The sequence below is a fragment of the Pseudonocardia sp. GCM10023141 genome, from assembly GCF_042653605.1.
Map to the genome: position 1 here is coordinate 178,251 of NZ_JBHSIR010000008.1, position 19,557 is coordinate 197,807.

Genomic DNA, 19,557 nt, shown 5'->3' on the forward strand with positions numbered 1-19,557 from the left:
GGAAGCGAGATAGCTGTGGCACGGGACGTGCTGACGGACCTGGGCAAGGTCCGCAACATCGGCATCATGGCCCACATCGACGCCGGCAAGACCACGACCACCGAGCGGATCCTGTTCTACACCGGGATCAACTACAAGATCGGTGAAGTGCACGACGGCGCCGCCACGATGGACTGGATGGAAGAGGAGCAGAAGCGCGGCATCACGATCACGTCCGCCGCGATCACCTGCTTCTGGAAAGACCACCAGATCAACATCATCGACACCCCGGGGCACGTCGACTTCACCGTCGAGGTGGAGCGGTCCCTGCGGGTGCTCGACGGCGCGGTCGCGGTCTTCGACGGCAAGGAGGGGGTCGAGCCGCAGTCCGAGCAGGTCTGGCGGCAGGCCACCAAGTACGACGTCCCGCGCATCTGCTTCGTCAACAAGATGGACAAGCTCGGCGCGGACTTCTACTTCACCGTGCGCACCATCAAGGAGCGCCTCGGTGCCACGCCGCTGCCCCTGCAGCTGCCGATCGGCTCGGAGAGCGAGTTCATCGGTGTGGTCGACCTGGTCGAGATGCGCGCGCTCACGTGGCGTGGCGAGGTCAAGATCGGTGAGGACTACACCGTCGAGGAGATCCCGGCCGATCTGGCCGAGAAGGCCGCCGAGTACCGGCTGGCACTCGTCGAGGCCGTCGCCGAGACCGACGACGACCTCATGGAGCTCTACCTCGGCGGCGAGGAGCTCTCGGTCGCGCAGATCAAGCGGGGCATCCGCAAGATCGTGAACGACCGGGCGGCATACCCGGTGCTCTGTGGCTCCGCGTACAAGAACAAGGGCGTCCAGCCCATGCTCGACGCGGTCATCGACTACCTGCCGTCGCCGCTGGACGTGCCGCCGGTCGAGGGCACGCTCACGGACGGCACCACGCCGGCCTTCCGCAAGCCCAACACCGAAGAGCCGTTCTCGGCGCTGGCGTTCAAGATCGCCGCGCACCCGTTCTTCGGCAAGCTCACCTACATCCGGGTCTACTCCGGCAAGCTGCCTGCTGGCGCCCAGGTCATCAACTCGACCAAGGACCGCAAGGAGCGCATCGGGAAGTTCTTCCAGATGCACGCCAACAAGGAGAACCCGGTCGACGAGGCCTCGGCCGGCCACATCTACGCGGTCACGGGCCTCAAGGACACCACCACGGGTGAGACGCTGTCCGACCCGCAGAACCCGATCGTGCTCGAGTCGATGTCCTTCCCCGACCCGGTGATCCAGGTCGCGGTGGAGCCGAAGACGAAGGCCGACCAGGAGAAGCTGGGCATCGCGATCCAGCGCCTCGCCGAGGAGGACCCGACCTTCCAGGTCCACCAGGACGAGGAGTCGGGTCAGACGATCCTCGCCGGCATGGGCGAACTGCACCTCGAGGTGCTCGTCAACCGGATGAAGACCGACTACAAGGTCGAGGCCAACATCGGTAAGCCGCAGGTGGCCTACCGGGAGACCATCCGCAAGGCGGTCGAGAAGTACAGCTACACGCACAAGAAGCAGACCGGTGGTTCCGGCCAGTTCGCCAAGGTGATCATCACCCTGGAGCCGCTGGACACTGCAGACGGTGCGCTGTACGAGTTCGACAACAAGGTCAGCGGTGGCCGCATCCCTCGGGAGTACATCCCGTCGGTCGACGCCGGTGCGCAGGACGCCATGCAGTACGGCATCCTCGCGGGCTACCCGCTCGTCGGGATCAAGCTGACCCTGATCGACGGCGCCTACCACGAGGTCGACTCGTCCGAGATGGCCTTCAAGGTCGCCGGCTCGATCGCCCTCAAGGAAGCCGCACGGCTGGCCAGCCCCGCGCTGCTCGAGCCGATGATGGCCGTCGAGGTCACCACGCCCGAGGAGTACATGGGCGATGTGATCGGCGACCTGAACTCCCGCCGTGGTCAGATCCAGGCCATGGAGGAGCGGGCCGGCGCCCGCATCGTCAAGGCGCTGGTTCCGCTGTCGGAGATGTTCGGCTACGTCGGCGACCTGCGGTCGCGGACCCAGGGCCGGGCGAACTACACCATGGTCTTCGACTCCTACGCGGAGGTCCCGACCAACGTTGCCAAGGAGATCATCGCCAAGGCGACGGGCGAGTAACAGGCGCATGCCGCGGGCGGAGTACCGTCCGCGGCTTGCACCCGCACCACTACCAGAGACCTGCCGTCAGCACGGCGGACAAGTACACCAGTCCAGGAGGATCCCCCAGTGGCGAAGGCGAAGTTCGAGCGGACCAAGCCGCACGTCAACATCGGCACCATCGGTCACATCGACCACGGTAAGACCACGCTGACGGCGGCAATCACCAAGGTTCTGCACGACAAGTACCCGAACCTCAACGAGGCTTCGGCATTCGACCAGATCGACAAGGCGCCCGAAGAGCGCCAGCGCGGCATCACCATCTCCATCGCGCACGTCGAGTACCAGACCGAGAAGCGCCACTACGCGCACGTCGACTGCCCCGGGCACGCCGACTACATCAAGAACATGATCACCGGTGCGGCGCAGATGGACGGCGCCATCCTGGTGGTCGCGGCCACCGACGGCCCGATGCCCCAGACGCGTGAGCACGTGCTGCTCGCCCGCCAGGTCGGCGTGCCGTACATCGTCGTCGCGCTGAACAAGGCCGACATGGTGGACGACGAGGAGATCATGGAGCTCGTCGAGCTGGAGGTTCGTGAGCTGCTCAGCTCGCAGAACTACCCCGGCGACGACCTTCCTGTGGTCCAGGTCTCCGCGCTGAAGGCACTCGAGGGTGACCCCGAGTGGAGCGAGAAGCTCCTCGGCCTGATGAACGCGGTCGACGAGAGCATCCCGGAGCCGGAGCGCGACATCGCGAAGCCGTTCCTGATGCCGATCGAGGACGTCTTCACGATCACCGGTCGTGGCACGGTCGTCACCGGCAAGATCGACCGTGGCATCGTCAAGGTCAACGAGGAGGTCGAGATCGTCGGCATCCGCGAGAAGTCGACCAAGACCACCGTCACCGGTGTCGAGATGTTCCGCAAGCTGCTCGACGAGGGTCGTGCGGGCGAGAACGTCGGCCTCCTGCTGCGCGGCATCAAGCGCGAGGACGTCGAGCGCGGCCAGGTCGTCGTGAAGCCGAACTCGATCACCCCGCACACCGAGTTCGAGGCGCAGGTCTACATCCTGTCCAAGGACGAGGGTGGCCGGCACACGCCGTTCTTCAACAACTACCGGCCGCAGTTCTACTTCCGTACCACGGACGTGACCGGTGTTGTGACCCTGCCCAGCGGCACCGAGATGGTGATGCCGGGCGACAACACCACCATGAGCGTTTCGCTGATCCAGCCGATCGCCATGGAGGAGGGCCTGCAGCTGGCCATCCGTGAGGGTGGCCGCACCGTTGGTGCCGGTCAGGTCACGAAGATCAACAAGTAAGGTTCCACCCCCGGTCGAGGGTGCCGCACGCCCGTGTGGCATCCTTGACGGGTTGGACATCGGGCGTCGGCGCGCGGGTCATGTATCCGCGCGCCGATCCTGGTGTCAGCCCCCGAGCACAGCAACCCCCCTGGGGGAGCGGGTGATCCGGGGACCGGTCTGAGGTTCAGGCGCGACACGCCCGACCTCGTGGACCGGAGCCACGTCGAGTGAGACCCACTTGAGCAAGCAGCGGGGCTCCTCCACGTGTGCGCCACCCGGAGCACGCGTACATGAGCGGCAGGAAGAAGAGGACGACCGACGACCATGGCGGGACAAAAGATCCGCATCAGGCTGAAGGCCTATGACCACGAGGCCATCGACGCTTCCGCGCGCAAGATCGTTGAGACGGTCACGCGTACGGGCGCTCGGGTCGTCGGGCCAGTGCCACTGCCGACGGAAAAGAACATCTACTGCGTCATCCGCTCGCCGCACAAGTACAAGGACTCGCGCGAGCACTTCGAGATGCGCACCCACAAGCGGCTGATCGACATCCTCGACCCCACGCCCAAGACGGTCGACGCGCTGATGCGCATCGACCTTCCGGCGTCGGTCGACGTGAACATTCAGTAGGGCTGACGGACTCATGAGCGAACGGCAGATCACCGGGATCCTGGGCACCAAGCTCGGGATGACCCAGGTCTTCGACGAGAACAACCGGGTGGTCCCGGTCACCGTGGTCCAGGCGGGCCCCAACGTGGTGACGCAGATCCGGACCACCGAGAACGACGGCTACGTCGCCGTCCAGCTGGCCTACGGCGCCATCGACCCCCGCAAGGTCAACAAGCCGCGCACCGGTCACTTCGCCAAGGCGGGCACCACGCCGCGCCGGCACCTGGTCGAGCTGCGCACCTCCGACGCCGGCGAGTACACCGTCGGCCAGGAGATCACGGCTGAGGTCTTCGGCGAGGGCACGACGGTCGACGTCGTCGCCACCACCAAGGGCAAGGGCACCGCGGGTGTCATGAAGCGCCACGGCTTCCACGGCCTCGGCGCCTCGCACGGTGTGCAGCGCAAGCACCGCTCGCCGGGCTCCATCGGCGGCTGTGCCACCCCGGGCCGGGTCTTCAAGGGCCTCCGGATGGCCGGCCGCATGGGTGTTGCACGGGTGACCACCCAGAACCTCAAGGTTCACCGCGTCGACGCCGAGCGCGGCCTGCTGCTGATCAAGGGCGCCGTCCCCGGACCGCGCGGTGGTCTCGTGCTGGTCAAGTCGGCCGCGAAGGGTGGTGTTACCGCATGACGAGCGTCGAGATCAAGTCCGCAGCGGGCAAGGCCGACGGTTCCGTCGAGCTCCCCGCCCACGTCTTCGACGTCACGGCCAACGTGCCGCTGATGCACCAGGTGGTCACGGCACAGCTCGCCGCCGCCCGCCAGGGCACGCACTCCACCAAGACGCGTGCCGAGGTCAGCGGTGGTGGCAAGAAGCCGTACCGCCAGAAGGGCACCGGTCGCGCCCGCCAGGGCTCGATCCGCGCGCCGCAGTTCACCGGCGGTGGCATCTCGCACGGCCCCGTGCCGCGGGACTACACCCAGAAGACGCCCAAGAAGATGAAGGCCGCCGCTCTGCGCGGGGCGCTCTCGGACCGCGCTCGCGCGGGCCTGGTGCACGTCGTCTCCGGGCTGGTCACGGGTGAGGCTCCGTCCACGAAGGCCGCGCGCACCGCGCTCACCGGCATCGCAGGCGACGCGGCCACCCGCGCACTCGTGGTGCTGACCCGCGAGGACGAGGTCACGTGGCTCTCGCTGCGCAACCTCCCCACCGCGCACCTCATCACGCCGGACCAGCTCAACACCTACGACGTGCTCGTCAACGACGTCGTGGTGTTCACGCAGGACGCGCTCGACGCGTTCCTCGCGGGCCCGATCGCGGTCGAGACCCGCAAGTCGGTGGCCAAGGCCTCCGCTCGCGAGAGCGAGACGGTCGGACTGGCGAAGGCCCCCGCGGCCGCCGCCACCACCGATGCCGACGGTCCCGACTTCGGTGCGGAGAGCCACGCGCCGCTGGCCGACGGCTCGCAGCCCGAGGGCTTCCCGATCAAGGGCAATGCCGACTCGATGCTCTACCACGTTCCGGGCAGCTCGTTCTACGCCCGCACCGTGGCGGAGGTCTGGTTCGCCTCCGCGGAAGCGGCAGAGGCAGCCGGTTTCCAGCTGCCCCCGTCGCAGCGTAAGGAGGAGAGCAAGTGATCCCCGACCCGCGCGACATCCTGCTCGCGCCGGTGGTTTCGGAGAAGAGCTACGGGCTGCTCGAAGAGCGCCAGTACACCTTCATCGTCCGCCCGGAAGCGAACAAGACACAGATCAAGATCGCCGTGGAGAAGGTGTTCGGGGTCAAGGTGCTCAGTGTGAACACCCTGAACCGCAACGGGAAGCGCAAGCGCTCCCGCACCGGCTACGGCAAGCGCAGGGACACCAAGCGCGCGATCGTCACGCTCTCCGAGGAGAGCCGCACGATCGACGTCTTCGGTGGCCGGGCGAGCTGAGGGGCGTAACTGATGGGCATCCGCAAGTACAAGCCGACCACTCCGGGCCGTCGTGGCTCGAGTGTCTCGGACTTCGCTGAGATCACCCGGTCGACGCCGGAGAAGTCGCTGATCCGTCCGCTGCACAGCAAGGGCGGGCGAAACGTGCACGGGCGGGTCACCACCCGGCACCAGGGCGGCGGGCACAAGCGCGCCTACCGCGTCATCGACTTCCGGCGCAACGACAAGGACGGCATCCCCGCCACCGTCGCGCACATCGAGTACGACCCGAACCGCACGTCGCGGATCGCGCTGCTCCACTACGCCGATGGCGAGAAGCGCTACATCATCGCCCCGGACAAGCTCAAGCAGGGCGACAAGGTGGAGGCCGGCCCCCGGTCCGACATCAAGATCGGCAACAACCTGCCGCTGCGCAACATCCCCACCGGCACCGTGATCCACGCGATCGAGCTCCGCCCCGGTGGCGGCGCGAAGATGGCGCGGTCGGCAGGTGCCAAGGTGCAGCTGGTCGCCAAGGACGGCCCCTACGCGCAGCTTCGGCTGCCGTCGGGCGAGATCCGCAACGTCGACGTGCGCTGCCGCGCCACCGTCGGCGAGGTCGGCAACTCCGACCACTCCAACATCAACTGGGGCAAGGCAGGCCGCATGCGGTGGAAGGGCAAGCGCCCGACCGTCCGTGGTGTCGCCATGAACCCGGTTGACCACCCGCACGGTGGTGGTGAAGGCAAGACCTCCGGTGGTCGCCACCCGGTGAACCCGGCCGGTAAGCCCGAGGGACGTACGCGTCTCCGCAAGGCTTCCGACAAGTTGATCGTCCGCCGGCGCCGTACCGGCAAGAACAAGCGCTGAGAGCAGGGAGGTTAACCAATGCCGCGCAGCCTGAAGAAGGGCCCGTTCGTGGACGACCACCTGCTCAAGAAGGTGGACGCTCTCAACGCGGTCGACAAGAAGACCGTCATCCGGACCTGGTCCCGACGGTCCACGATCATCCCCGACATGATCGGCCACACGATTGCGGTGCACGACGGCCGCAAGCACGTGCCGGTGTTCATCTCGGACTCGATGGTCGGACACAAGCTCGGTGAGTTCGCGCTCACCCGCACGTTCCGTGGCCATATCAAGGACGACCGTAAGGCGCGCAGGCGCTGAGCCGGCTCCAGTAGCGACTAGGAAGGGTGGAAGAACATGGCTGAGACAACAAGCCAGAGCCCTGCCGCGCTCGAGCCCGCTCGAGCGCGCGCGGTGGCGCGGTACGTGCACATGTCGCCGACCAAGGTTCGGCGCGTCGTTGCGCTGATCAAGGGGCGGCCGGTCCAGGAGGCACTCGACATCCTGCGGTTCTCGCCGCAGGCTGCCTGCGAGCCCCTGTACAAGGTCATCGCGAGCGCTGCGGCGAACGCTGAGAACAACCTGCAGCTGGACCGCGACACCCTCGTGGTGGCGCTGGCCACGGCCGACGAGGGCCCGACGCTCAAGCGCATCCGCCCGCGTGCCCAGGGGCGTGCGTACCGGATCCGCAAGCGGACGAGCCACATCACCGTCGAGGTCGAGAGCGTGCCTGTGAAGGCCGGTCGGGGCGCCCGCGGTGCGAAGGGGAGGGCCCGCTAATGGGTCAGAAGATCAATCCGCACGGTTTCCGGCTCGGTATCACCACCGACTGGAAGTCGCGCTGGTACGCCGACAAGCAGTACGCCGAGTACGTCAAGGAAGACGTCGAGATCCGCAAGATGCTCTCCAAGGGCATGGAGCGGGCCGGCATCTCCAAGGTCGAGATCGAGCGCACCCGGGACCGCGTGCGGGTGGACATCCACACCGCTCGTCCGGGCATCGTGATCGGCCGGCGTGGCGCTGAGGCCGACCGCATCCGCGGCAACCTCGAGAAGCTGACCAAGAAGCAGGTCCAGCTCAACATCCTCGAGGTCAAGAACGCCGAGTCCGACGCGCAGCTCGTTGCGCAGGCCGTGGCGGAGCAGCTCTCCAACCGCGTCGCCTTCCGGCGCGCGATGCGCAAGGGCATCCAGTCCGCCATGCGCTCGCCGCAGGTCAAGGGCATCCGGGTGCAGTGCTCCGGTCGCCTCGGTGGCGCCGAGATGTCGCGGTCGGAGTTCTACCGCGAGGGTCGCGTCCCGCTGCACACGCTGCGTGCCGACATCGACTACGGCCTGTTCGAGGCGCGTACGACGTTCGGTCGCATCGGCGTCAAGGTGTGGATCTACAAGGGTGACGTCGTCGGTGGCCGCCGTGAGGGCGTTCCCGCCGCGGCAGCCGACCCGGGCCGTGGTGGCCCGCGTCGCGAGCGCCCGGCCCGCCGTCGCTCGGGTGCCACCGGCACCACGTCCGGCGGTACCGAGGCCGGTCGCGCCGCAGCCGAGCAGGCTGCAGGCGGCGTCGCCACGGCGGAGGCTCCGGCCCCCGCCGTGGAGAACACCGGTGGGGAGGCCTAGTCATGCTCATCCCACGCAGGGTCAAGCACCGCAAGCAGCACCGGCCGCACCGCACCGGTGCGTCCACCGGTGGCACGCGCGTCAGCTTCGGTGACTACGGCATCCAGGCTCTCGAGCCCGCCTACGTCACCAACCGGCAGATCGAGTCCGCTCGTATCGCCATCAACCGGCACATCAAGCGTGGCGGCAAGGTCTGGATCAACATCTTCCCGGACCGCCCGCTCACCAAGAAGCCGGCCGAAACCCGCATGGGTTCCGGTAAGGGATCACCCGAGAAGTGGGTGTCCAACGTCAAGCCCGGTCGGGTGCTGTTCGAGATGAGCTACCCCAACGAGGAGACGGCCCGCGAGGCGCTGCGTCGCGCGATCCACAAGCTCCCGATGAAGTGCCGGATCGTGACCCGTGAGGGTGGTGACATCTGATGGCCGCCTCGACGACCACCGCCGCCGAGCTGCGTGAGCTGACCGACGAGGAGCTGACGCTCCGGGTGCGGGAGGCCAAGGAGGAGCTGTTCAACCTCCGCTTCCAGATGGCCACCGGGCAGCTGGACAACAACCGGCGGCTGCGTACCGTCCGGCACGACATCGCGCGGATCTACACGATCATGCGCGAGCGCGAGCTGGGCCTCTCCGTGGCGCCGACCGATGATGAGGGCGCCGCATGAGCGACAGCAGCAAGACGCCACCGACTGAGGTGGCGCGCGCGGAGCGGAAGGTCCGTGAGGGCCTGGTCGTGTCCGACAAGATGGCCAAGACGATCGTCGTGGCTCTCGAGGACCGCGTGAAGCACCCGATGTACGGCAAGGTCATCCGCCGCACGAGCAAGGTCAAGGCGCACGACGAGTCGAATTCTGCCGGCGTGGGCGACCGCGTCCGGCTGATGGAGACCCGTCCGTTGTCGGCGACCAAGCGCTGGCGGCTGGTGGAGATCCTGGAGAAGGCGAAGTGATCCAGCAGGAGTCGCGGCTGCGCGTCGCCGACAACACCGGTGCGAAGGAAATCCTCTGCATCCGGGTGCTGGGCGGTTCCGGGCGTCGCTACGCAGGAATCGGCGACATCATCGTCGCCACGGTCAAGGACGCCATTCCCGGTGCCGGTGTGAAGCGCGGTGACGTCGTCAAGGCCGTCATCGTCCGCACCGTCAAGGAGCGGCGCCGCCCGGATGGCTCATACATCCGGTTCGACGAGAACGCCGCCGTGCTGATCAAGCCCGACGGCGAGCCGCGAGGGACCCGCATCTTCGGACCGGTCGGTCGCGAGCTTCGCGACAAGAAGTTCATGAAGATCATCTCCCTCGCGCCGGAGGTGCTCTGATATGAAGATCAAGAAGGGTGACACCGTTCTGGTGATCGCCGGCAAGGACAAGGGCGCGAAGGGCAAGGTCATCCAGGCCTACCCCGACAAGGACCGCGTGCTGGTCGAGGGCGTGAACCGGATCAAGAAGCACACCCGGATCAGCCAGAACCAGCGCGGTGCCCAGTCCGGTGGCATCGTCACGCAGGAGGCCGCGATCCACATCTCCAACGTGATGTTGATCGACGCCGACGGCAAGCCGACCCGCGTGGGCAAGAAGACCGGTGAAGACGGCAAGCGCGTCCGGATCTCCCGGAGTTCCGGGAAGGAGATCTGATGAGCACGGCTGAGAAGACCATCCCGAGGCTCAAGCAGCGCTACCGCGACGAGATCGCCGGGGAGCTGCGCGAGCAGTTCGCGTACCCGAACGTCATGCAGATCCCGGGTGTCGTCAAGGTTGTCGTCAACATGGGTGTCGGCGACGCCGCCCGCGACGCCAAGCTGATCGACGGCGCGCTCCGCGACCTGGCCACCATCACCGGCCAGAAGCCGCAGGTCCGCAGGGCGACCAAGTCCATCGCGCAGTTCAAGCTGCGCGAGGGCATGCCGATCGGCGCGAAGGTCACCCTTCGCAACGACCGGATGTGGGAGTTCCTGGACCGGCTGCTGACCATCGCACTGCCGCGTATCCGTGACTTCCGCGGCCTCTCGCCCGCGCAGTTCGACGGCCGGGGCAACTACACGTTCGGCCTGAACGAGCAGTCGATGTTCCACGAGATCGACCCCGACTCGATCGACCGTCCGCGCGGCATGGACATCACGGTCGTCACCACGGCCACGACCGACGACGAAGGCCGTGCGCTGCTCCGCAAGCTCGGCTTTCCTTTCAGGGAGGCGTGAGATGGCCAAGAAGGCCCTCCGGATCAAGGCTGCGGCCGTTCCGAAGTTCAAGGTTCGCGGCTACACCCGCTGCCAGAAGTGCGGCCGTCCGCGCGCCGTGCTGCGCAAGTTCGGCCTGTGCCGGATCTGCGTTCGTCAGATGGCACACGCCGGCGAGCTGCCGGGCGTGCACAAGAGCAGCTGGTAGCAGTACCCCCATGATCGCCACAGGCCCCCGGGCAACACCCGGGGGAACCAGGCGGGAAAGTAGTGACGTCACATGACGATGACCGATCCCATCGCAGACATGCTCACCCGTCTGCGCAACGCCAACTCGGCGTACCACGACCGTGTGGTCATGCCGCACTCCAAGCTCAAGGTGTCGATCGCGGAGATCCTGCAGAAGCAGGGCTACATCTCCTCGTACACCGTCGAGGACGCCGAAGTCGGCAAGTCCCTGGTCATCGAGCTGAAGTACGGGCGCAACCGCGAGCGCAGCATTGCCGGCCTCCGCCGGGTCTCCAAGCCCGGCCTGCGGGTCTACGCGAAGTCCACCACCCTGCCCCGTGTCCTCGGCGGACTCGGCGTCGCGATCATCTCGACGTCGAGCGGCCTGCAGACCGACCAGCAGGCAAAGAAGAACGGCGTGGGCGGAGAAGTCCTCGCCTACGTCTGGTGAGGGGATAACACCATGTCCCGTATCGGGAAGCTGCCCATCACCGTGCCGTCCGGGGTCGACGTACAGATCGACGGCCGCACGGTCACCGTCAAGGGGCCGAAGGGCACCCTGTCGCACACCGTGATCGAGCCGATCACGATCGAGCGCGACGAAGCCGGAGTGGTCCAGGTCAAGCGACCGGACGACGAGCGCCGCAGCAAGGCCATGCACGGCCTGTCGCGCACGCTGGTCAACAACCTCTTCGTCGGCGTCACCGCCGGCTACGAGAAGAAGCTCGAGATCGTCGGTGTCGGTTACCGCGTGGCACTGAAGGCAGGCGCGCTCGAGTTCGCGCTCGGCTTCAGCCACCCCGTCGTCGTCACGCCGCCGGAAGGCATCACGTTCACCGTGGAGTCGCCCACCAAGTTCGCTGTCGTGGGTATCGACAAGCAGCTGGTCGGCGAGACGGCGGCGAACATCCGGAAGATTCGCAAGCCCGAGCCGTACAAGGGCAAGGGTGTGCGTTACGCCGGCGAGGTCGTCCGGCGCAAGGTCGGGAAGACGGGTAAGTAATGGCCGAGACAATCTCTGCGGCTGCCAAGAAGCGCACCGCATCCCAGGTGTCCAGCAAGCGCCGCACCGCGGTCGCGCGCCGGCACGCCCGGCTGCGCAAGAAGGTCAGCGGCAGCCCCGAGCGGCCGCGCCTGGCCGTCAAGCGCAGCTCGCGGCACCTGATCGTGCAGCTGATCGACGACCTGGCCGGTCACACGCTCGCGTCGGCGTCCACGATGGAAGCCGACGTCCGTGCGCTCGACGGCGACAAGAAGGCACGCGCGACCAAGGTCGGCGAGCTCGTCGCCGCTCGGGCCCGCGAGGCCGGCGTCACGGCTGTGGTGTTCGACCACGGTGGCTTCGGCTACCACGGTCGGATCGCTGCACTGGCCGACGCCGCCCGCGAGGGTGGTCTGGAGTTCTGATGATGCACAACTTTGAAGGGAACGTCTGATGCCGGGACGTACACGGCGTGACGGCGGGGGGGCCGGAGGGCCCGCCACCGGCGGCAGCGGTGACAACCGCGGCGGCGGCCGGGATCGCCGGGACGGCGGCCGCGGCGGGGCGGCCCAGGACAAGACCCCGTACATCGAGCGGTTGGTCACGATCAACCGTGTCGCCAAGGTCGTCAAGGGTGGTCGTCGCTTCAGCTTCACCGCCCTGATGATCGTCGGTGACGGCGACGGCATGGTCGGCGTCGGCTACGGCAAGGCGAAGGAAGTGCCTGCGGCGATCGCCAAGGGTGTGGAGGAGGCGAAGAAGAACTTCTTCCGCGTCCCCCGCATCGGCGGCACGATCGTGCACCGCGTCCAGGGTGAGGCGGCGGCCGGTGTGGTCATGCTGCGCCCGGCCAGCCCCGGTACCGGCGTCATCGCCGGTGGCCCGGTGCGTGCCGTCCTGGAGTGCGCCGGCATCCACGACATCCTGTCGAAGAGCCTCGGCAGCGACAACGCGATCAACGTGGTGCATGCCACGATCGCCGCGCTGAAGATGATCCAGCGTCCCGAGGAGGTCGCGGCCCGCCGTGGTCTGCCGCTCGAGGACGTCGCTCCGGCGCAGATGCTGCGGGCCCGTGCGGCCGCAGCTCAGAGCGCGAGGTCGTGATGGCTGACATCTCGCCCACCGCTCAGCAGGAGCCGATCACGTCGACGAAGCTGCTCGTCACGCAGACGCGCAGCACCATCGGCTGCAAGCAGAACCAGCGCGCCACGCTGCTGTCGCTCGGTCTCCGCAAGATCCGTCAGACGGTCGAGCGGCCCGACACGGCGCAGATCCGTGGCATGATCCACACCGTTCGCCACCTGGTGACGGTCGAGGAGGTGCACTCGAAGTGAGTGTCATCAAGGTCCACCACCTCCGTCCGGCTCCTGGCGCGAAGACCGCCAAGACCCGCGTCGGCCGTGGTGAGGGTGGCAAGGGCGGCAAGACTGCCGGCCGTGGCACCAAGGGCACGAAGGCCCGCAAGACCGTTCCGGTCGCCTTCGAGGGTGGGCAGATGCCGCTGCACATGCGGCTGCCCAAGCTCAAGGGGTTCAAGAACCGGTTCCGCACCGAGTACCAGGTGGTCAACGTGGGCGATCTCGCCCAGTTGTTCCCCGAGGGCGGCGAGATCGGCCCGGCCGAGCTGGTCGAGGTCGGCGCTGTCCGCCGCAACCAGCTCGTCAAGGTGCTCGGCAACGGCGACATCGACGGCGTTGCGCTCACGGTGAGCGCGCACGCCTTCTCCGGAAGCGCCCGTGACAAGATCACGGCAGCTGGCGGGACCGTCACCGAGCTCTAGGGGCGTGCGTCCGCGCACGCTTCACGCAAGGCAGTCGGGGTCCGTTCGGTGCGGGCCGGCGTCCAGCACATCCACTGGTCGCCGGTCCGTGCCGTGGGGGCGATACGGCCGCTGTAGAGTCGTTCCCGCCCGTTACCCCATGGAGGGTTCCGGGCACCCGCCACAGCTGCGGGATGCCGCACCGCCGTTCGGCGGGAGGCCTGCGGTTGGAGCGGGTCACCAGTACAGGGAGGGTCACCGAGTGCTCAGCGCTTTCCGGTCGGCACTGACGACGCCGGATCTCCGGAAGAAGATCCTCTTCACGCTCGGGGTCATCGCCGTCTACCGACTCGGTGCCAAGATCCCGTCGCCCGGTGTCTCGTACCCCAACGTCCAGGAGTGCATCCGCCAGGTCGAGGGCGGTGACAACTCAGGTGTCTACTCCCTGATCAACCTGTTCTCCGGCGGCGCGCTGCTCCAGCTCTCCATCTTCGCGCTCGGCATCATGCCGTACATCACCGCGAGCATCATCATCCAGTTGCTCACGGTCGTGATCCCGCGGTTCGAGCAGCTGAAGAAGGAAGGGCAGTCGGGTCAGAACAAGCTGACCCAGTACACCCGCTACCTCACGATCGCGCTGGCCATCCTGCAGGCCACCGGCATCGTCGCGCTCGCACAGCGCGGCCAGCTGTTCGGCAACTGCTCGCTGCCGGTCATCCCGGACGCCAGCGTCTACCAGATGTCGATCATCGTCATCGTGATGTCGGCCGGCACCGCCGTCATCATGTGGCTCGGCGAGCAGATCACCGAGCGGGGCATCGGCAACGGCATGTCGCTGCTGATCTTCTCCTCCATCGCGGCCCGCATCCCGTCCGAGGGCGCCAACATCCTCAACAACGGCGGGCTGGTCTTCGCCGGGGTCTGCTTCTTCGGCCTCGCCATCATCGCCAGCGTCGTGTTCGTCGAGCAGGGCCAGCGCCGCATCCCGGTGCAGTACGCGAAGCGGATGGTCGGGCGCCGCATGTACGGCGGCACGTCCACGTACCTGCCGCTGAAGGTCAACCAGGCCGGTGTCATCCCGGTGATCTTCGGCTCGTCGTTGCTGTACCTGCCGGATCTGATCGCGCGGCTCACCGGCTCCACCGGCGGCGGCTTCCAGCAGTTCGTGCAGACCTACCTCGTCGACCAGTCGAGCCCGGTCCACATCGCGCTCTACGTCGCGCTGATCATCTTCTTCACGTACTTCTACGTCGGCATCACGTTCAACCCCGAAGAACGTGCCGACGAGATGCGCAAGTTCGGCGGGTTCATCCCCGGTATCCGGCCCGGCCGGCCCACCGCCGAGTACCTGCAGTTCGTGCTTTCGCGCATCACGCTGCCCGGCTCGCTGTACCTCGGCATCATCGCCGTGCTGCCCAACTTCTTCCTGGGCATCACCGGCAGCGGCAACAACCAGAACTTCCCGTTCGGTGGCACCGCAGTGCTGATCATGGTGGGTGTGGGCCTCGACACCGTCAAACAGATCGAGAGCCAGCTCATGCAGCGTCGATACGACGGATTCCTGCGCTAGCGTCGAGCAGTTGGCGTTTCGGTTGTCGGTTCGGTTTCGAATAGTGGAGGTCGGTGTCGCGTGCGACTGGTTCTCGTCGGTCCCCCGGGTGCGGGCAAGGGCACACAGGCTGAGCGGCTCGCGGAGCGGCTCGAAGTGCCCCACATCTCCACGGGCGACCTCTTCCGGGCCAACCTCCAGCAGGAGACACCGCTGGGTGTCGAAGCCAAGGGCTACATGGACGCGGGCGATCTCGTGCCCGACGCCGTCACCGTCGCGATGGTCCGCGACCGGCTGACCCATGACGACGCGGCCAAGGGGTTCATCCTCGACGGCTTCCCGCGCACGCTGAGCCAGGCGGGTTCCCTCAAGGACCTGCTCGACGAGCGTGGCGAGGCACTCGACGCGGTCGTGGAGTTCCAGGTGGCCGAGGACGTCCTCGTCGCGCGGCTGCTCGGTCGCGGGCGCGACGACGACACCGAGGACGTCATCCGCAGGCGCCAGCAGGTGTATCGCGACGAGACGGCGCCGTTGCTCGCGCACTACGCCGACATCCTCGTCACCGTCGATGCCGTCGGCTCCGTCGGGGAGATCACCGACCGCGTCGCCGACGCGCTGTCGCGGTCCACCGCAGGGGACCGGTGACGGCAACGATGACCGCGGGGCGGCGATGACCTCCGGACGCTCCGGCGTCCGCGCGATGGTGGCGCGGTGGCGTGGACGCGACATCGAGCTCAAGACCCCGGCCGAGCTCGAGGCGATGCGGGCAGCGGGTGCGCTGGTGGCGCGCACGCTGGCTGCGGTCATCGAGCTGGCGAAGCCGGGGGTGAGTACCGGTGACCTGGACGCGCTGGCCGAGCAGACCATCCGCGAGGCCGGTGCCGTTCCCTCGTTCCTGGGCTACCACGGCTACCCGGCTTCGATCTGCTCGTCGGTCAACGAGCAGATCGTGCACGGCATCCCGAGCCTGGCGCAGGTGCTGGCCGAGGGTGATCTCGTCTCCGTCGACTGCGGTGCCATCCTCGAGGGCTGGCACGGCGACGCCGCGGTCACCATTCCGATCGGTGCCGTGTCGGCGGCCGACCTGGCGCTGTCCGCGGCCTGCGAGGAGGCGCTGCACGCCGGCATCGGCGCGGTGCAGCCCGGTGGCAGGCTCACCGACATCTCCCACGCGGTGCAGCTGGCCTGCGAGGCGGCCGGGCGGCGCGACGGCGTCGAGTACGGCATCGTCGCGGAGTACGGCGGGCACGGGATCGGCACGTCCATGCACATGGATCCGTTCCTGCCCAACTTCGGCGAGGCGGGCCAGGGTCCGCGCCTGCGGGCCGGCATGGCGCTCGCCGTCGAGCCGATGATCACCGCGGGTGATCCGGAGACCAGGGAGCTCGAGGACGGCTGGACGGTCGTCACCGCCGACGGTGCCCGTGCGGTGCACTGGGAGCACAGCGTCGCGATCACCGACGACGGGCCGCGCATCCTCACGCTTCCCGCAGACTGAGATCGCGGCCGTCACCTGAATCGGTCGAGTTGACGTTGGGGTGCCGACGCAGATCACACCGGGTGAGTGCGCGGACGCTGCTGCACTAGGTTCCTGGCTCATGAGTGAAGAGTCCGCTCCGGGAACCGGCGAGGGCACCGTCGAGGCTGCTCAGCAGCCGACGGGAGCCACGGTCGTCGGGGTACCGCGCGAGTCCGGTGCCGGCGAGCGCAGGGTCGCGCTCGTCCCCAAGATCGTCGAGAAGCTGCGCACGCGCGGTGTCGAGGTCGTCGTCGAGGCGGGGGCGGGGGCCGGGGCCCTCATCCCGGATGCCCAGTACGTGGAAGCGGGAGCCACCATCGGTGACCCGTGGGCGGCGGACGTTGTCGTGAAGGTCGCTCCGCCCTCGGCGGCGGAGGTGGCCAAGCTCCGCTCCGGCGCCACGTTGATCGGCTTCCTGGCGCCGCTGAGCGCCCCGGAGACGGTCGCCGCGCTCAAGGCCGCAGGCGTGCAGGCCTTCGCGATGGAGTCGATCCCCCGCATCTCCCGTGCCCAGTCGATGGATGCGCTGTCGTCGCAGGCAGGCGTGGCGGGCTACAAGGCCGTGCTGCTCGCGGCCGACCGCTCCACGCGGTTCTTCCCGATGCTCACCACCGCGGCCGGCACCGTGAAGCCGGCCACGGCGCTCGTGCTGGGTGTGGGCGTCGCCGGCCTGCAGGCGCTGGCAACGGCCAAGCGGCTCGGTGCTCGCACCACCGGCTACGACGTGCGTCCCGAGGTGGCCGACCAGGTCCGCTCGCTGGGCGCTCAGTGGCTCGACCTGGGCATCGAGGCCGTCGGTGAGGGTGGCTACGCCCGTGAGCTCACCGCCGACGAGCGGGCCGAGCAGCAGAAGCGGCTCGAGGAGGCGATCTCCGGCTTCGACGTCGTGATCACCACGGCCAACGTCCCGGGCCGCAAGGCGCCCACGCTCGTCACGGCGAAGGCCGTGGAGGGCATGCGCGCCGGCTCGATCGTCGTCGACATGGCGGGGGAGAGCGGCGGCAACTGCGAGCTCACCGAGCCGGGCCAGATCGTCGTCAGGCACGACGTCACCATCGCCTCGCCGCTCAACCTGCCCGCCGACATGCCCGAGCACGCTTCCGAGCTGTACTCGCGCAACGTGTCGGCGCTGCTGGAGCTGATGCTCGACAAGGAAGGCGCGCTCGCGCCGGACTTCGACGACGAGGTGCTCGCGAAGGCGTGCGTCACCCGGGTGGTGGAGGCCTGATGGAATCCGGCGGACTGTTGGCGAACATCGCGATCCTGGTGCTGGCCGGGTTCGTGGGCTTCGCCGTGATCTCGAAGGTGCCGAACACGCTGCACACGCCGCTGATGTCGGGCACCAACGCGATCCACGGGATCGTGCTGCTCGGTGGCCTCATCGTGCTGGGCAGCCTGGAGAACCCCTCGGTGCTCGACTCGATCATCCTGGTGATCGCGATCGCCTTCGGCATGATCAACGTGATCGGTGGCTTCCTGGTCACCGACCGGATGCTGGGCATGTTCAAGCCCAAGCCGGCTGCTCAGCAGAAGAAGGACGTCGACGTCTGATGGAAACGCTCAACATCATCGTCACGATCCTCTACATCATCGCGTTCGCGCTGTTCATCTACGGCCTGATGGGCCTGACCGGCCCCAAGACCGCCGTGCGCGGCAACAAGATCGCCGCGGTCGGCATGACGATCGCCGTCATCGCGGCGCTGCTGCAGGTGCGCCACAACTGGGTGCTGATCATCGTCGGGCTGATCGTCGGTGCCGCGTTGGGCATCCCGTCGGCGCGCCAGGTCAAGATGACGGCCATCCCGCAGATGGTGGCGCTGTTCAACGGTGTGGGTGGTGGCGCGGTCGCGCTCATCGCCTGGTCGGAGTTCCGCACGTCCGGCGGGTTCGAGACCGAGCCGGCCTACGTGATCGTCGCGTCGCTGTTCGGCGCGATCATCGGCTCGGTGTCGTTCTGGGGCTCGCTCATCGCGTTCGGCAAGCTGCAGGAGATCCTGCCCAGCCGCCCGATCGGGCTGGGGAGGGCGCAGCAGTTCGTCAACGCGGTGCTGCTGCTCGGCGCGATCGTCTGCGCCGTGTTCGCCGGGCTGGGCGGCGCGCCCGAGATCTGGGTCATCCTCCTGCTGGTGCTGGCGGCCGTGCTCGGGGTGCTGGTGGTGCTCCCGATCGGTGGCGCCGACATGCCCGTGGTGATCTCGCTGCTCAACGCGCTGACCGGGCTCTCCGCCGCGGCGGCGGGCCTCGCGCTCGACAACACGGCGATGATCGTCGCTGGCATGATCGTCGGGGCGTCGGGTTCGATCCTGACCAACCTGATGGCCAAGGCCATGAACCGCTCGATCCCGGCGATCGTCGCGGGCGGGTTCGGTGGCACCACGACGCTGCCCGGTGCCGACGACGGCATCGACCGCACGGTCAAGTTGACGAGCGCCGCCGACGCGGCGATCCAGATGGCCTACGCGTCGTCGGTGATCGTGGTGCCCGGCTACGGCATGGCCGTGGCGCAGGCCCAGCACGCCGTCAAGGACATGGCGAAGCTGCTGGAGGCCAGGGGTGTGGAGGTCAAGTACGCCATCCACCCGGTCGCGGGCCGGATGCCGGGGCACATGAACGTGCTGCTGGCCGAGGCCGACGTCTCCTACGACGCGCTCAAGGAGATGGACGACATCAACGACGAGTTCTCCCGCACCGACGTCACGCTGGTGATCGGGGCGAACGACGTCACCAACCCGGCGGCGCGCAGCGACCCGAGCTCGCCGATCTTCGGCATGCCGATCCTCAACGTGGACCAGTCCCACTCGGTGATCGTGCTGAAGCGCTCGATGAGCAGCGGGTTCGCCGGCATCGACAACCCGCTGTTCTACGCCGACAACACCTCGATGCTCTTCGGTGACGCGAAGAAGTCGGTGGCCGAGGTCAGTGAGGAACTGAAGGTCCTGTAGCACCGACGCACACCGTCAGGG

28 protein-coding genes and 1 pseudogene are annotated in these 19,557 nt (G+C 67.8%); all 29 read left to right on the forward strand.

From position 1 onward, the window contains the following. The first annotated feature begins 15 nt into the window (after positions 1 to 15). The 29 genes and pseudogenes from fusA to ACFPFQ_RS04500 all read left to right on the forward strand — a co-directional run bounded on the left by fusA (position 16) and on the right by ACFPFQ_RS04500 (position 19,536). Positions 16 to 2,115 (forward strand): elongation factor G, encoded by a 2,100-nt coding sequence (gene fusA / locus ACFPFQ_RS04360; RefSeq protein WP_379614982.1) that lies wholly within the window; start codon positions 16 to 18, stop codon positions 2,113 to 2,115. A 108-nt stretch (positions 2,116 to 2,223) separates the two neighbouring features. Further along, entirely contained in the window at positions 2,224 to 3,417 is a 1,194-nt protein-coding gene (gene tuf, locus ACFPFQ_RS04365) for an elongation factor Tu (protein WP_379614984.1), read from the forward strand. A 306-nt stretch (positions 3,418 to 3,723) separates the two neighbouring features. Beyond that, positions 3,724 to 4,029 (forward strand): 30S ribosomal protein S10, encoded by a 306-nt coding sequence (gene rpsJ, locus ACFPFQ_RS04370; protein ID WP_040804197.1) that lies wholly within the window; start codon positions 3,724 to 3,726, stop codon positions 4,027 to 4,029. 13 nt (positions 4,030 to 4,042) lie between these two features. Further along, on the forward strand, positions 4,043 to 4,699 hold the full coding sequence (rplC, locus tag ACFPFQ_RS04375; RefSeq protein WP_379614986.1) for a 50S ribosomal protein L3: 657 nt from the start codon (positions 4,043 to 4,045) through the stop codon (positions 4,697 to 4,699). Next, positions 4,696 to 5,376 (forward strand): annotated as a pseudogene (gene rplD, locus ACFPFQ_RS04380) (50S ribosomal protein L4); the annotation flags it as partial. The gene rplC and the pseudogene rplD, both read left to right, overlap by 4 nt. 266 nt (positions 5,377 to 5,642) lie before the next feature. Continuing rightward, the gene (rplW, locus tag ACFPFQ_RS04385) at positions 5,643 to 5,942 is read left to right on the forward strand and encodes a 50S ribosomal protein L23 (protein WP_379614988.1); all 300 of its coding nucleotides are present in this window, start codon (positions 5,643 to 5,645) and stop codon (positions 5,940 to 5,942) included. A gap of 12 nt (positions 5,943 to 5,954) precedes the next feature. Further along, a complete protein-coding gene (gene rplB, locus ACFPFQ_RS04390) occupies positions 5,955 to 6,791 on the forward strand; it encodes a 50S ribosomal protein L2 (RefSeq protein ID WP_379614990.1) in 837 nt (278 codons plus the stop codon). A gap of 18 nt (positions 6,792 to 6,809) precedes the next feature. Further along, entirely contained in the window at positions 6,810 to 7,091 is a 282-nt protein-coding gene (gene rpsS, locus ACFPFQ_RS04395; RefSeq protein ID WP_379614992.1) for a 30S ribosomal protein S19, read from the forward strand. Between the two features lie 36 nt (positions 7,092 to 7,127). Beyond that, positions 7,128 to 7,550, forward strand: a complete 423-nt coding sequence (gene rplV, locus ACFPFQ_RS04400) for a 50S ribosomal protein L22 (protein ID WP_379614994.1) — start codon at positions 7,128 to 7,130, stop codon at positions 7,548 to 7,550. Next, positions 7,550 to 8,386: a 30S ribosomal protein S3 gene (gene rpsC / locus ACFPFQ_RS04405; RefSeq protein WP_379614996.1), complete on the forward strand. Its 837-nt coding sequence runs from the start codon at positions 7,550 to 7,552 to the stop codon at positions 8,384 to 8,386. Before rplV ends, rpsC begins: the two co-directional genes overlap by 1 nt. A 2-nt stretch (positions 8,387 to 8,388) precedes the next feature. Continuing rightward, positions 8,389 to 8,808, forward strand: a complete 420-nt coding sequence (gene rplP, locus ACFPFQ_RS04410) for a 50S ribosomal protein L16 (protein ID WP_379614998.1) — start codon at positions 8,389 to 8,391, stop codon at positions 8,806 to 8,808. Further along, positions 8,808 to 9,050, forward strand: coding sequence for a 50S ribosomal protein L29 (gene rpmC / locus ACFPFQ_RS04415; protein ID WP_379615000.1), 243 nt, complete (start codon positions 8,808 to 8,810; stop codon positions 9,048 to 9,050). Before rplP ends, rpmC begins: the two co-directional genes overlap by 1 nt. Beyond that, positions 9,047 to 9,334, forward strand: coding sequence for a 30S ribosomal protein S17 (rpsQ, locus tag ACFPFQ_RS04420; RefSeq protein WP_379615002.1), 288 nt, complete (start codon positions 9,047 to 9,049; stop codon positions 9,332 to 9,334). Before rpmC ends, rpsQ begins: the two co-directional genes overlap by 4 nt. After that, positions 9,331 to 9,699 carry a 50S ribosomal protein L14 gene (gene rplN, locus ACFPFQ_RS04425; RefSeq protein ID WP_379615004.1) on the forward strand — a complete coding sequence of 123 codons (369 nt, stop codon included), beginning with the start codon at positions 9,331 to 9,333 and terminating at the stop codon, positions 9,697 to 9,699. Before rpsQ ends, rplN begins: the two co-directional genes overlap by 4 nt. Before the next feature lies 1 nt (position 9,700). Further along, complete coding sequence (gene rplX, locus ACFPFQ_RS04430; protein ID WP_379615006.1) at positions 9,701 to 10,015, forward strand: 50S ribosomal protein L24; 315 nt, start codon at positions 9,701 to 9,703, stop codon at positions 10,013 to 10,015. Further along, positions 10,015 to 10,578, forward strand: coding sequence for a 50S ribosomal protein L5 (gene rplE / locus ACFPFQ_RS04435; RefSeq protein WP_379615008.1), 564 nt, complete (start codon positions 10,015 to 10,017; stop codon positions 10,576 to 10,578). Before rplX ends, rplE begins: the two co-directional genes overlap by 1 nt. Position 10,579: 1 nt before the next feature. Continuing rightward, entirely contained in the window at positions 10,580 to 10,765 is a 186-nt protein-coding gene (locus ACFPFQ_RS04440) for a type Z 30S ribosomal protein S14 (protein WP_379615010.1), read from the forward strand. A 72-nt stretch (positions 10,766 to 10,837) separates the two neighbouring features. Beyond that, entirely contained in the window at positions 10,838 to 11,236 is a 399-nt protein-coding gene (gene rpsH / locus ACFPFQ_RS04445) for a 30S ribosomal protein S8 (protein WP_379615012.1), read from the forward strand. Between the two features lie 12 nt (positions 11,237 to 11,248). Next, a complete protein-coding gene (gene rplF, locus ACFPFQ_RS04450) occupies positions 11,249 to 11,788 on the forward strand; it encodes a 50S ribosomal protein L6 (RefSeq protein WP_379615014.1) in 540 nt (179 codons plus the stop codon). Beyond that, positions 11,788 to 12,192 carry a 50S ribosomal protein L18 gene (gene rplR / locus ACFPFQ_RS04455; protein ID WP_379615016.1) on the forward strand — a complete coding sequence of 135 codons (405 nt, stop codon included), beginning with the start codon at positions 11,788 to 11,790 and terminating at the stop codon, positions 12,190 to 12,192. Before rplF ends, rplR begins: the two co-directional genes overlap by 1 nt. 28 nt (positions 12,193 to 12,220) lie before the next feature. Then, positions 12,221 to 12,871 carry a 30S ribosomal protein S5 gene (rpsE, locus tag ACFPFQ_RS04460; protein WP_379615018.1) on the forward strand — a complete coding sequence of 217 codons (651 nt, stop codon included), beginning with the start codon at positions 12,221 to 12,223 and terminating at the stop codon, positions 12,869 to 12,871. Next, positions 12,871 to 13,101 carry a 50S ribosomal protein L30 gene (rpmD, locus tag ACFPFQ_RS04465; protein WP_379615020.1) on the forward strand — a complete coding sequence of 77 codons (231 nt, stop codon included), beginning with the start codon at positions 12,871 to 12,873 and terminating at the stop codon, positions 13,099 to 13,101. Before rpsE ends, rpmD begins: the two co-directional genes overlap by 1 nt. Next, positions 13,098 to 13,547, forward strand: a complete 450-nt coding sequence (gene rplO / locus ACFPFQ_RS04470) for a 50S ribosomal protein L15 (protein WP_379615022.1) — start codon at positions 13,098 to 13,100, stop codon at positions 13,545 to 13,547. Before rpmD ends, rplO begins: the two co-directional genes overlap by 4 nt. A gap of 241 nt (positions 13,548 to 13,788) precedes the next feature. Continuing rightward, on the forward strand, positions 13,789 to 15,096 hold the full coding sequence (secY, locus tag ACFPFQ_RS04475) for a preprotein translocase subunit SecY (protein ID WP_379615024.1): 1,308 nt from the start codon (positions 13,789 to 13,791) through the stop codon (positions 15,094 to 15,096). Between the two features lie 60 nt (positions 15,097 to 15,156). After that, positions 15,157 to 15,720, forward strand: a complete 564-nt coding sequence (locus ACFPFQ_RS04480; protein WP_379615026.1) for an adenylate kinase — start codon at positions 15,157 to 15,159, stop codon at positions 15,718 to 15,720. Positions 15,721 to 15,745: 25 nt separating this feature from the next. Continuing rightward, positions 15,746 to 16,573, forward strand: a complete 828-nt coding sequence (map, locus tag ACFPFQ_RS04485; RefSeq protein ID WP_379615028.1) for a type I methionyl aminopeptidase — start codon at positions 15,746 to 15,748, stop codon at positions 16,571 to 16,573. Positions 16,574 to 16,673: 100 nt separating this feature from the next. Beyond that, a complete protein-coding gene (locus ACFPFQ_RS04490; protein WP_379615030.1) occupies positions 16,674 to 17,822 on the forward strand; it encodes a Re/Si-specific NAD(P)(+) transhydrogenase subunit alpha in 1,149 nt (382 codons plus the stop codon). Beyond that, a complete protein-coding gene (locus ACFPFQ_RS04495) occupies positions 17,822 to 18,145 on the forward strand; it encodes an NAD(P) transhydrogenase subunit alpha (RefSeq protein WP_379615032.1) in 324 nt (107 codons plus the stop codon). The genes ACFPFQ_RS04490 and ACFPFQ_RS04495 overlap by 1 nt, the downstream gene beginning before the upstream one ends. After that, on the forward strand, positions 18,145 to 19,536 hold the full coding sequence (locus tag ACFPFQ_RS04500) for an NAD(P)(+) transhydrogenase (Re/Si-specific) subunit beta (protein ID WP_379615034.1): 1,392 nt from the start codon (positions 18,145 to 18,147) through the stop codon (positions 19,534 to 19,536). The genes ACFPFQ_RS04495 and ACFPFQ_RS04500 overlap by 1 nt, the downstream gene beginning before the upstream one ends. Positions 19,537 to 19,557 lie beyond the last annotated feature (21 nt).

Coding starts and splice junctions, on each gene's coding strand:
- rpsH (WP_379615012.1), top strand. CDS start 10,838: ATGACGATGACCGATCCCATCGCAGACATGCTCACCCGTCTGCGCAAC.
- ACFPFQ_RS04495 (WP_379615032.1), top strand. CDS start 17,822: ATGGAATCCGGCGGACTGTTGGCGAACATCGCGATCCTGGTGCTGGCC.
- rplR (WP_379615016.1), top strand. CDS start 11,788: ATGGCCGAGACAATCTCTGCGGCTGCCAAGAAGCGCACCGCATCCCAG.
- rpsS (WP_379614992.1), top strand. CDS start 6,810: ATGCCGCGCAGCCTGAAGAAGGGCCCGTTCGTGGACGACCACCTGCTC.
- rpsQ (WP_379615002.1), top strand. CDS start 9,047: ATGAGCGACAGCAGCAAGACGCCACCGACTGAGGTGGCGCGCGCGGAG.
- rplF (WP_379615014.1), top strand. CDS start 11,249: ATGTCCCGTATCGGGAAGCTGCCCATCACCGTGCCGTCCGGGGTCGAC.
- ACFPFQ_RS04440 (WP_379615010.1), top strand. CDS start 10,580: ATGGCCAAGAAGGCCCTCCGGATCAAGGCTGCGGCCGTTCCGAAGTTC.
- rpmD (WP_379615020.1), top strand. CDS start 12,871: ATGGCTGACATCTCGCCCACCGCTCAGCAGGAGCCGATCACGTCGACG.
- rplP (WP_379614998.1), top strand. CDS start 8,389: ATGCTCATCCCACGCAGGGTCAAGCACCGCAAGCAGCACCGGCCGCAC.
- ACFPFQ_RS04490 (WP_379615030.1), top strand. CDS start 16,674: ATGAGTGAAGAGTCCGCTCCGGGAACCGGCGAGGGCACCGTCGAGGCT.
- rpmC (WP_379615000.1), top strand. CDS start 8,808: ATGGCCGCCTCGACGACCACCGCCGCCGAGCTGCGTGAGCTGACCGAC.
- rplB (WP_379614990.1), top strand. CDS start 5,955: ATGGGCATCCGCAAGTACAAGCCGACCACTCCGGGCCGTCGTGGCTCG.
- rplE (WP_379615008.1), top strand. CDS start 10,015: ATGAGCACGGCTGAGAAGACCATCCCGAGGCTCAAGCAGCGCTACCGC.
- rpsC (WP_379614996.1), top strand. CDS start 7,550: ATGGGTCAGAAGATCAATCCGCACGGTTTCCGGCTCGGTATCACCACC.
- rpsJ (WP_040804197.1), top strand. CDS start 3,724: ATGGCGGGACAAAAGATCCGCATCAGGCTGAAGGCCTATGACCACGAG.
- rplC (WP_379614986.1), top strand. CDS start 4,043: ATGAGCGAACGGCAGATCACCGGGATCCTGGGCACCAAGCTCGGGATG.
- rplX (WP_379615006.1), top strand. CDS start 9,701: ATGAAGATCAAGAAGGGTGACACCGTTCTGGTGATCGCCGGCAAGGAC.
- map (WP_379615028.1), top strand. CDS start 15,746: ATGACCTCCGGACGCTCCGGCGTCCGCGCGATGGTGGCGCGGTGGCGT.
- rpsE (WP_379615018.1), top strand. CDS start 12,221: ATGCCGGGACGTACACGGCGTGACGGCGGGGGGGCCGGAGGGCCCGCC.
- ACFPFQ_RS04500 (WP_379615034.1), top strand. CDS start 18,145: ATGGAAACGCTCAACATCATCGTCACGATCCTCTACATCATCGCGTTC.
- rplV (WP_379614994.1), top strand. CDS start 7,128: ATGGCTGAGACAACAAGCCAGAGCCCTGCCGCGCTCGAGCCCGCTCGA.